The following is a 9,370-nucleotide window of genomic DNA, read 5'->3' as shown; positions in this document are numbered from 1 at the left end:
CCCGGGCGGACTCGTGTTTCAGCGCCCGGGCAGGAAACGCAGGCTGCGCGCCACGGTCATCAGGAACGGCTGCCACTTGTCCTTCGGGAACAGCTTCGGCGCATCGAGATTCATGAAGCGGGTGACCACGATCGACTGCGGTTCGGTGAACTTGAGCAGACCGTCCGGCCCGTGCCTGCGGCCCACCCCGGAGATACCCATTCCGCCCATCGGGGCACCGGTGGTGCCCCACGCCGGCGCGTAACCCTCGTCCACACAGACCGTGCCCGCGTGCAGCCGCGCCGCGATCCGCTCGCCTTCGGACTTGCTCGCCGCCCAGACCGAGGCGTTGAGGCCGTAGTCGGTGTCGTTGGCCAGGCGCACCGCCTCCTCGACGCTGTCGACCGGATAGACCGACACCAGCGGGCCGAAGGTTTCGTTGCGACCGCATTCCATCTCGTCGGTCACCTCGCCGAGCACGGTCGGCTCGAAGAACAGCGGACCCAGGTCCGGGCGGGCCTTGCCGCCGGTGAGCACCTTCGCTCCCTTCGAGGTGGCGTCGGCGACGTGCTTGGACACCGTTTCCAGTTGCGCTTCGGAGATGAGACTGCCGATATCGGCCGAATAGTCGTAGGCGGCACCGAGTTTCGCGGCGCGGATGGCGGCGACGAACTTCTCGGTGAACGCCGCGGCGACCTCCCGCTCGACATAGAGCCGCTCGATGGAGATGCACAACTGCCCGGCATTGGAGAAGCAGGCGCGCACGGCCGCCTTGGCGGCCTTGTCCAGGTCGGCGCCCGCGGCGACGATCATCGGGTTCTTGCCACCGAGTTCGGCGGAGAAGCCGATCAGCCTGCGGCCGCACTGCTCGGCCAGGGTGCGCCCGGTCGCCGAGGAACCGGTGAACATCAGGTAGTCACAGTCCTCGACGATCGCGGTGCCGACCACGCCGCCCGGGCCGGGGACGACCGCGAGCAGCTCGCGCGGCAGGCCCGCCCGGTAGAGCAGCTCGGCGCCGGCCAGAGTGGAGAACGGAGTCTGGCTGTCGGGCTTGACCACCACGGCGTTGCCCGCGATGAGCGCCGGAATGGAATCACCGATCGACAGCAGCAGCGGGTAGTTCCAGGGGGCGATGACTCCGACCACGCCTTTGGGCTGATACCGGACCGAGGCGCGGTTGAGCACGGGAAAGGCTCCCGCTACCCGGTGGGCGTTCAGCACGCTCGGGGCGATCTTGGCGAAATAGCGGGCCGCGAACATCAGGCCCATGATTTCCTCTTGGGCCGCCCAGCGGGCCTTGCCGGTCTCGGCTTGCACCACGTCCATCAGGAACTCGCGGTGCTCCACCACCAGCGCGCGGTAACGATCCAGCACGGCGGCGCGTTCGGCCACCGGACGGGCCGCCCAGCGCTGCTGCGCGGCCCTGGCTTTGCCGAAGGCGGCGGCGACATCGGCCGCGGTGCCGACCGGCACACCGCCCAGGGGGTTCCCGGTGAACGTCTCGGCGATCGTCCTGCGCGGACGGTCCGCGGGTGCCTCGATCGCGGCCAGCGCGCTGAGGCGGTCGAATACTTCGGCTTCCGGCGCGGGCATCGTTGCCTCCTACTTGTGGGTAACTTTGAGATACACACAATCTACGCCCGAAATCACCTGTCTTGAACCCACCACGGACGGAGTGCGCAGCACCGTCCGTGGCCGCCTCGGCACCGAATACCTCGTGGTTCGAGGTGTGGCCCGGGTGAGGTTCCCGGTAGCTCACAGTTTTCCGAGGCGAGTCAAATCGAGTCCCACTCACCGGGACCGGCTGTCCGAATCGCCGGGTCGTGGTTTACGTTATGCCGATGTTCAGAGCGAGGCTTGGGGTCCGCACCCGGATTCTGGCTATCGCGCTCATTCCGAGTCTGACTCTGTTGTTGGCCGGCATGGGCGCCGCGGGCTACCTGGTAGCCGAAGGAACGAAGGCCAAGGACTGGGCCGCGGCGAGTCAGGACGCCATCGCGGTGACCAGCGACGTCATGGCCGCGGCCCAGCAGGAACGTCAGCTCACCCTCGCCCAGCTATCCGGCGACGAAACTCTCGGGCCCGCGCTCGGCGCCGCTCGCGCACACGTAGACCTCGCGGTGCGCAACCTGCTGACGGCTTCGGCGAACCTGCGCGACGTCGACGACTCGAAGATCACCGAGAAGGACGCCGACGTCGTCATGCTGACGCAGAACCTGACGACGGTGCGCTCCGCCGCCGACGCGGGCGCACTGCCGGTCCCGGACGCGTACATGTTCTACAACCGGCTGCTCGACCCGATTTCCGCAGGCGCCCAGTCCACCGTGCGGAGCGCGCCGGAAAGCGACATCGCCGTAGGCACCGTCGCCGGCATCCGCTTGTTCCATGTGAGCGAGGCGATGTCGCGCAGCGACGCCCTCGGCGCGGTCTACGTCAACGGCGCCACTCCCCCGCCCGTCCCGATCGATGAGTACACCCGACTCACGGGCTACTACCACACCGAAATCGCGATGCTCATCGCCGAACTGGACGGTCCGAGCAAAGACCGCCTGCAGGCGCTGTCCACCGGCACGGCCTGGCAACACCTGACCGCGATGGAGAACGCCATCGTCCAGCGCGTCAACGCCGCGATGGCCACCGCGGCGAACCCGCCGACCGGAACACGGCAATCGAGTTTGCCGCCACTGCCGCTGAGCACCGACGACTGGCACCGCGCAGCCACCGAGATCAGTCACGGGTTGCTCGACGTCTGGTCGGTCTACAACAGGGATGTCCAGCGGGCCGCCGAAGACAAGGCCACCGCGGCGGCGACCAGATCCGCCGTGACGGGTGGCGGCATGCTCGTGGTCGGCGTTCTGGTGCTCGTCGTCGCGGTCGTCCTGGCCAACCGCCTCATTCGCAGGTTGAAGCGGCTGCGGGGCGAAACGCTCGCGCTGGCCGACGAGCGGCTGCCCGACATGATGCGCAGGTTGCGCGACGGCGAAGTCGTCGATCCCGCTGCCGAATCCCCGAACCTGGACTACGGCAGCGACGAGATCGGACAGGTGGCCAAAGCGTTCCAGCACGCCCATTCCGCCGCCGTCTCCGCGGCGGTGGCCGAGGCTCGTACCCGGGAGGGCGTGAAGGCGGTATTCCTGAACATCGCGCACCGCAGCCAGATCGTGGTGCACCGGCAGCTGGAAATCCTCGACGAGGCCGAGCAGCGCCAGGAAGACCCGGTCCTGCTCGACACCCTGTTCCGTCTCGATCACCTCGCGACCCGGGAGCGGCGCAACGCCGAGAACCTCACCATCCTCGGCGGTGGCAAGCCGGGCAGGCAGTGGCGCAACCCGGTCCCGCTGATGGACCTGGTGCGCAGCGCCGTCGGCGAGACCCTCGACTACGCCCGGGTGCGGGTGACCCGGCTGCCCGAAGTACACGTACTCGGCACGGCGGTGGCCGACCTCATCCACCTGCTCGCCGAGCTGGTGGACAACGCCACCTCCTTCTCGCCGCCACAGTCGCGTGTCGAGGTGACCGGCAACGTGGTCGGCAAAGGTGTCGTGGTCGAAATCGGTGATCAGGGCATGGGCATGTCCGAAGCCGACCTCGCGAAGATGAACGAGACGCTGCGCAATCCACCGGATTTCGGCGTGGCGGCCCTTTCGGCCGACTCCCGGTTGGGCCTGTTCGTGGTCGCCCAGCTGGCCACGCGCCACGGCATCGCGGTGCGGCTGTCGGACTCCGACTACGGCGGCATCAAGGCCATCGTGCTCGTTCCGTCCGCCCTCATCGCGGCCGATTCGGGCGTACCGCAGACACCGGCGGAGCTCACCGATCCCGGCAGCCGCCGCAGGCTCGTCACCACGCCCGCGATCGTGACAGAGCCGGGAAACTCCGCGCAGACCCCCGCGTCGTCGGTCGCGACCCTGCCGGTCGAATCCGCCGCGGCTCCGCGCTACGCCCCTCGCCCGTACACCGAGGCGCCGACGCAACCGGGCTCCGACGGCCGCCCGCCGCTGCCCCGGCGCAACCGACAGACCAACCTCGCACCGCAATTGGCGCAGTCGGCCCAGGAGCAGGCCGCCTCCGGGCAGCCTCCCCGTTCCGCCGAGCAGGCCCGTGATCTGATGTCCGCCATCGAGAACGGGACCAGGCAGGGCCGTCGCGCCACCATCCACGACGAACAGGAAGGCTAGGGGTGTCCGATTCTCCCGCAGGTGATCTCAATTGGCTGCTCGACGATCTCGTCGAGCGGCTGGCCGGCGTGCGCCACGCGGTGGTGCTGTCCACCGACGGGCTACTACTCGGCCGCTCCAGCGGTATGAGCCGCGAGGACGCCGAACACTTCGGTGCGATGTCCTCGGCGCTCTACGGGCTGGCGCGCAGCGCGGGCAACCGGTTCGACGGCGGCGGCGTCCGGCAGGCGGTCATCGAACTCGATCGGGCGGTGCTGTTCGTGACCTCGGCGGGCGACAACGCCTGCCTGGCACTGCAAGCCGCCGAGTCGGCCAATCTCGGCATGGTGGCCTATGAGATGAATCTGACCGTCCAGCGCGTCGGCAGCTATCTTTCCACGACGCCGCGCCAAGACCTCGTCGGACATGTCGAGTAAGCCCTGCCATGACCCATCCGCGTGAGCCCTGGTTCGACGAGGCGGCAGGCCCGCTGGTGCGTCCCTACGCGGTCACGCGCGGGCGCACCAGCGGCGCCGGGCCCGAACTGGATATGCTCACCACCGTGATCGCGGACACCTCCGCGCCCACACCGCGACGCAGCGAACCCGAGTACGCCGATATCCTTCGCCTGTGCCGGGTTTCGCAGACCGTCGCGGAAGTCTCCGCACAGTTGCGTTTGCCGCTTGCGGTGACGAAGATCCTCGTCGGTGATCTGATCGGCGACGGGCAACTGATCTTCCGCGCTCCCGTTCCGACGGAGGCCGGACCCGATGACCTCAACATATTGCGAGCGGTACTGGATGGAATCCGAAAACTTTGACCCGAGCGGCACACCGCAACTGGCCGCGTCGGTCAAGATCCTCGTCGCCGGCGGGTTCGGCGTCGGCAAGACCACGATGGTCTCGGCGATCAGCGAAGTCGCGCCACTGCGCACCGAGGAGCTGATCACCGAAGTGAGCACCGGCATCGACGATCTGTCGGGCGTCGAGCAGAAGTCCACGACCACGGTCGCGCTGGACTTCGGCAGGCTCACCATCGACCGCGAACTGGTGCTCTACCTGTTCGGCACACCGGGCCAGGACCGGTTCTGGTTCCTGTGGGACGAACTGGCGCGCGGCGCACTCGGCGCCGTCGTCCTGGCCGATACCCGCAGGCTCGGCAACTCTTTCGCGTCCGTGGATTTCTTCGAGCGCCGCGGTCTGCCGTTCATGGTGGGCGTCAACTGCTTCGACGGCGCACCGCGCTACACCAACGACGAAGTACGCGACGCCCTCGACCTGGACTCGGCCACCCCCGTCATGCTCTGCGACGCGCGCGACCGCGGATCCTGCAAGGACGTCTTGCTCACCCTCGTCGAACACCTCATTCAGCGGGCGCAACGGGCACACGCCACCACCTGAGCGAGCGGCTGCGGGTATCCCGGATCCTCACACCTGCCGCAGCCAAGCGACGAACAACAACGCGCCACCCGCGGCCAGCGCTACCGCGGCCGGAGCAGGCCACCACGGCCCGTTCCGGCCGAGCAGACCGCGGGTGAGCCGCAACTGGAACGCGCCGAGTCCGGCGAGGATCAGCAGCCAGACCGGCAGCAGTCCGATGCCGAGCGCCGCGTGCACCGCCCATGCGCCCGCCGAGGTGGGCCCACCCCAGGATCCTTCGAGATTGTCGCTCGCGACCAGCGGAAACAGCACCCCCCGGAAAGCGGCGATGATCGCCAGGAACGCCAGAAACCAGGCCGTCAGGCCGACCGCGCCGCTGAGCACCGAGTGCGAGACCGACCGGGTGGCGGAGAACTCGTGCGGCAGAACGGATTCGCCGAGCATTCGCCGCGGCACACGCAACCGGGTCGGAATCCGCCGCACCGCCAGCGGGAGCGCCCAGAGCGCGTAGGTGGCGTAACGCAGGAGTGCCCCAAGCCACGACATACCGCCGACGGTAGCGCTGTTCGGCCCGCGATTCACCGTAGCAGGCCCGCGTGCACCAGATCGTCGAACAACAACTGGTCGACCGGAGGGACGAGGGCGCGGTCGGCATAGGCGAACCACGCGACTTCTTCGATCTCACTGCTCGCGGCGAGCGTTCCGCGGTAATCCGCGGTGTAGCAACTCATCCGCACCACCGCCCCGTCCACCGGACCGTGCGGCGCCTCATAGGTGCCGACGTGCGCGGCGGTCTCCGGCAGCAGTGCGACGGTGAGTTCTTCCTCGATCTCGCGCAGCAGCGTCTGCAGATCGGTCTCGCCGCCTTCGCGCTTGCCGCCCGGGATGTAGAAGACATCCTTGCCACGCGGTCTGGCACACAGGATCCGTCCGTCCTGGATGCGCACCCATGCCACCGTGTCGATCAACTGCCGCACTCGCCCGTCCGCCACCGCCGCAGCCTATCGCTGCATCCGGGCGAACGCGGAACGGGCGGCTGCGCCCGCCTCAACCTGCGGGTAGGAAGGAAGGGTCCTTGGCGCCGGGGCCGAGAACGGGACGCAGGTCGCGCGGCGCGACGTGCTCTCCGCACTCCGAGCACACCGGCTCGACGGTCGCGAGGTTGCCGCACGCCGCGTGCGTCGTCTGGACCGGCGGGCCGTCCGGCGCGGCCCATTCGTCTCCCCACTGCCGCATCGCGATGACGACCAGCCACAGCGAGCGGCCTTTCGTGGTGAGCCGGTAGTCGTAGCGAACCGGGTTGTCCTGGTAGGGCTCCCTGGTCAGCACGCCGTGCTCGACCAGATGCTCGAGACGCTGGGTGAGAACGTTGCGGGCGATGCCGAGTCGGTCGCGGAAGTCGTCGAAGCGCGTCACGCCGAACAGGGCGTCGCGCACGATCAGCAGAGTCCACCATTCTCCCACCACCTCGAGGCACTGAGCCAGCGAGCAGTTCATATCCTCGAAGCTCGTCCTGCGCATAGTCGCCAGCATAGTCAGTTGCTTGATAGAACTCACTACCCTATGGTGCGTTGCATGAAGCAACTCACTTCGTGGACGCTCGCCGAGGAGTTCGCGCTCACCGAGGCCGGCGCGGGCCGGTGGCAGGCGCGGGTCGACCGGTCCTGGCGGGGCTGGACCGGACCGCACGGCGGCGTGATCGCGGCACTGCTGGTCGACGTGGCTCGCGCCGCGGCCACCGAACCGATGCCGGTGCGGGCCGTCGACCTCCGGTTCTTGGGTCGCCCCACCGAAGAGGCGCTGACCTTCCGCGCGACCGAGCACACGGTCGGCCGCAGCACCGTTGTGCTGGATGTGCACGCCGAGCAGGGCGGCAAACCGGTCGCGGCGGCGTCCGTCACGCTCGGTCGCACCATGGAATCGGGCATCGCGGCCTACGCGGGCGCACCGGCACCGTCGGTGCCCGATCCCGAATCCTGTGCGCCGTTCGCCCTCCCACCCGAAATCGTGCCGGCAGCAGCTCATTTCGACATCCGTCCCGTGGCGGGACCGTTGCCGCTCACCGGCGCGGACGAACCGATGATGTGCGCGTGGATTTCACTCGTCCCCGAGGCGCCCGCCGACGCGGCGGCCCTCGCCATCCTCGCCGACGCCTTGCCGCCCGCCGTCTTCCCCACGCTGCGCGTGCCGGTCGCGATTCCCACCGTCGCGCTATCGATGCATTTCCACGACTTGCCCACCGGCGGCCTGCCGGTGCTGGTTCGCACGGTGAACGCCTCGACCGCCGGCGGTTGGTCGGTGGACGACACCTCGATCTGGGACCGGAGTGGTCTGCTGCTCGCCTCGGCCCGCCAGACCCGCCGCGTGCTCGGCTGAAACGGAGATGATCGTGACTTCCCCTGCCACGGCGCCGAACCGGGCTGCCGCCGACTTCCGGGTCGTGCTCACCGTCGTCTCGATCGGCGTGCTGCTGTCGAGCCTTGATCTGTTCATCGTCAACGTCGCCCTGCCGGACATGTCCGCCGATCTCGGCGGAGCGCGGATCTCCGGGCTGTCCTGGGTCCTCAACGCCTATGCGATCGTGTTCGCCGCACTGCTGGTCCCGGCCGGACGACTCGGTGACCGCCGCAGCATTCGAACCACGTTCCTGCTGGGATTGGTGGTGTTCGTCGCCGGGTCGGCACTGTGCGCGACCGCATGGGACGTCGGATCGCTGGTGTTCTTCCGCATCCTGCAAGCCGTCGGCGGCGCGCTGTTGACGCCGGCCTCGCTCGGCTTGGTGCTCGCGGCCTCCCCTCCGCAACGCCGCGCCGCCGCGGTACGGCTGTGGGTGGCCTTCGGCGGACTCGGCGCGGCGCTCGGGCCGGTGCTGGGCGGCCTGCTCGTCGAATTCGGCTGGCGCTGGGTGTTTCTGGTGAACGTGCCGTTCGGTCTGGTCGCCGTGGTGGTCGGCGTGCGGATGCTGCCCGATCCCGAGGGCGACGGCGGACGGATGCCCGACCTGTTCGGTGCGGCACTGTTTGCCGGCGCGATCGCCGGACTGGTGTTCGGACTGGTGAAGGGCGAGGACTGGGGGTGGGCCTCGGCCGGCGTGCTGAGTGCGTTCGCGGTGGCGGCGGTCCTGGCGGTGGCGTTCGTCGTCTCCTCGGCCCGCCACCACAGCCCGGTGGTGGATCCGGCGCTGCTGCGCGCACCCAACTTCGCCTGGATGACCGGCAACGCCGTCTTCTTCAACGTCGCCTTCGGCGCGATGCTGCTCTCGGCGGTGCTGTGGGCGCAGACCGTGTGGGGCTGGTCGGCGATGCGCACCGGTCTGGCCGTCGCGCCGGGCCCGCTGATGGTGCCGGTGATCGCCGTCCTGGCAGGGCGGTTGATCGGTCGGATCGGGGCCGGACCGGTCATCGCCGCGGGCGGGATCGTCTTCGGTGCGGGCATGCTGTGGTGGGCGCGCGCGATCACCCTCACGCCCGACTACGTGGGCGGCATGCTCGGCGGAATGGTGGTCAGCGGCATCGGCGTCGGCCTCACCCTGCCGACCGCCTTCGCTGCGGGTACCAGCGGACTGCCGCCGCAGCGGTTCGCGACCGGGTCGGCCGTGTTGAGCATGGCGCGCCAGATCGGTCTCGCGGTCGGGGTCGCGGTCCTGGTCGCGGTGCTCGGCTCACCCACCGGTCCGGAAGCGACACTCGACGCGTTCCGGCGCGGGTGGTACGTGACGGCCGCGGTCGCGGTACTCGCCGGTGTGCTCGGCGTGGCCGCCCGCATGCCGAAACCTGCTGCCGCGCAGCCGGAACCGGTCAGTGAGCCGGCCGCCGCCTGATCCGTCGCACCGACCCGGTCGGCGCCCGGCAGGTG

Annotated in this window: 10 protein-coding genes; 6 read left to right on the top strand and 4 right to left on the bottom strand. The window is 69.3% G+C overall.

The features are described from left to right. Positions 1-18: 18 nt before the first annotated feature. Positions 19-1,572: a succinic semialdehyde dehydrogenase gene (locus ACFU5M_RS33290; RefSeq protein ID WP_379055384.1), complete on the bottom strand. Its 1,554-nt coding sequence runs from the start codon at positions 1,570-1,572 to the stop codon at positions 19-21. A 248-nt stretch (positions 1,573-1,820) separates the two neighbouring features. Here ACFU5M_RS33290 and ACFU5M_RS33285 point away from each other — a divergent pair, with 248 nt between their 5' ends. Genes ACFU5M_RS33285 through ACFU5M_RS33270 form a run of 4 tightly spaced genes read left to right on the top strand, consistent with a single transcriptional unit; the run spans position 1,821 to position 5,536 of the window. Then, entirely contained in the window at positions 1,821-4,157 is a 2,337-nt protein-coding gene (locus tag ACFU5M_RS33285) for a nitrate- and nitrite sensing domain-containing protein (RefSeq protein WP_379055382.1), read from the top strand. A gap of 2 nt (positions 4,158-4,159) precedes the next feature. Then, the gene (locus tag ACFU5M_RS33280; RefSeq protein WP_379055380.1) at positions 4,160-4,573 is read left to right on the top strand and encodes a roadblock/LC7 domain-containing protein; all 414 of its coding nucleotides are present in this window, start codon (positions 4,160-4,162) and stop codon (positions 4,571-4,573) included. 8 nt (positions 4,574-4,581) lie between these two features. Beyond that, complete coding sequence (locus ACFU5M_RS33275) at positions 4,582-4,956, top strand: DUF742 domain-containing protein (RefSeq protein ID WP_379055378.1); 375 nt, start codon at positions 4,582-4,584, stop codon at positions 4,954-4,956. Beyond that, positions 4,937-5,536 carry an ATP/GTP-binding protein gene (locus tag ACFU5M_RS33270; protein ID WP_379055386.1) on the top strand — a complete coding sequence of 200 codons (600 nt, stop codon included), beginning with the start codon at positions 4,937-4,939 and terminating at the stop codon, positions 5,534-5,536. The genes ACFU5M_RS33275 and ACFU5M_RS33270 overlap by 20 nt, the downstream gene beginning before the upstream one ends. A gap of 27 nt (positions 5,537-5,563) precedes the next feature. Here the strand turns inward: ACFU5M_RS33270 and ACFU5M_RS33265 are convergent, their stop codons facing one another. Genes ACFU5M_RS33265 through ACFU5M_RS33255 form a run of 3 tightly spaced genes read right to left on the bottom strand, consistent with a single transcriptional unit; the run spans position 5,564 to position 7,036 of the window. After that, positions 5,564-6,061 carry a hypothetical protein gene (locus tag ACFU5M_RS33265; protein WP_379055376.1) on the bottom strand — a complete coding sequence of 166 codons (498 nt, stop codon included), beginning with the start codon at positions 6,059-6,061 and terminating at the stop codon, positions 5,564-5,566. 32 nt (positions 6,062-6,093) lie between these two features. Beyond that, positions 6,094-6,507, bottom strand: coding sequence for an NUDIX domain-containing protein (locus ACFU5M_RS33260; protein WP_379055374.1), 414 nt, complete (start codon positions 6,505-6,507; stop codon positions 6,094-6,096). Between the two features lie 55 nt (positions 6,508-6,562). Next, positions 6,563-7,036: a winged helix-turn-helix transcriptional regulator gene (locus ACFU5M_RS33255; RefSeq protein WP_379055372.1), complete on the bottom strand. Its 474-nt coding sequence runs from the start codon at positions 7,034-7,036 to the stop codon at positions 6,563-6,565. 54 nt (positions 7,037-7,090) lie between these two features. Between ACFU5M_RS33255 and ACFU5M_RS33250 the strand changes: the two genes are divergently transcribed. After that, on the top strand, positions 7,091-7,891 hold the full coding sequence (locus ACFU5M_RS33250; RefSeq protein WP_379055370.1) for an acyl-CoA thioesterase: 801 nt from the start codon (positions 7,091-7,093) through the stop codon (positions 7,889-7,891). A 7-nt stretch (positions 7,892-7,898) separates the two neighbouring features. Next, positions 7,899-9,335, top strand: coding sequence for an MFS transporter (locus tag ACFU5M_RS33245; protein WP_379055368.1), 1,437 nt, complete (start codon positions 7,899-7,901; stop codon positions 9,333-9,335). Positions 9,336-9,370: the final 35 nt, after the last annotated feature.

The sequence above is a fragment of the Nocardia sp. NPDC057455 genome, assembly GCF_042802775.1.
Lineage (GTDB): Bacteria > Actinomycetota > Actinomycetes > Mycobacteriales > Mycobacteriaceae > Nocardia.
Note: the sequence above shows the minus strand (reverse complement) of the source record. Positions and strands in the feature narration are given on the sequence as shown.

Bases quoted from the DNA above. Each gene is read 5' to 3' on its own strand.
- ACFU5M_RS33290 (WP_379055384.1), bottom strand. From the start codon at position 1,572: ATGCCCGCGCCGGAAGCCGAAGTATTCGACCGCCTCAGCGCGCTGGCC.
- ACFU5M_RS33285 (WP_379055382.1), top strand. From the start codon at position 1,821: ATGTTCAGAGCGAGGCTTGGGGTCCGCACCCGGATTCTGGCTATCGCG.
- ACFU5M_RS33275 (WP_379055378.1), top strand. From the start codon at position 4,582: ATGACCCATCCGCGTGAGCCCTGGTTCGACGAGGCGGCAGGCCCGCTG.
- ACFU5M_RS33270 (WP_379055386.1), top strand. From the start codon at position 4,937: ATGGAATCCGAAAACTTTGACCCGAGCGGCACACCGCAACTGGCCGCG.
- ACFU5M_RS33265 (WP_379055376.1), bottom strand. From the start codon at position 6,061: ATGTCGTGGCTTGGGGCACTCCTGCGTTACGCCACCTACGCGCTCTGG.
- ACFU5M_RS33255 (WP_379055372.1), bottom strand. From the start codon at position 7,036: ATGCGCAGGACGAGCTTCGAGGATATGAACTGCTCGCTGGCTCAGTGC.
- ACFU5M_RS33250 (WP_379055370.1), top strand. From the start codon at position 7,091: ATGAAGCAACTCACTTCGTGGACGCTCGCCGAGGAGTTCGCGCTCACC.
- ACFU5M_RS33245 (WP_379055368.1), top strand. From the start codon at position 7,899: ATGATCGTGACTTCCCCTGCCACGGCGCCGAACCGGGCTGCCGCCGAC.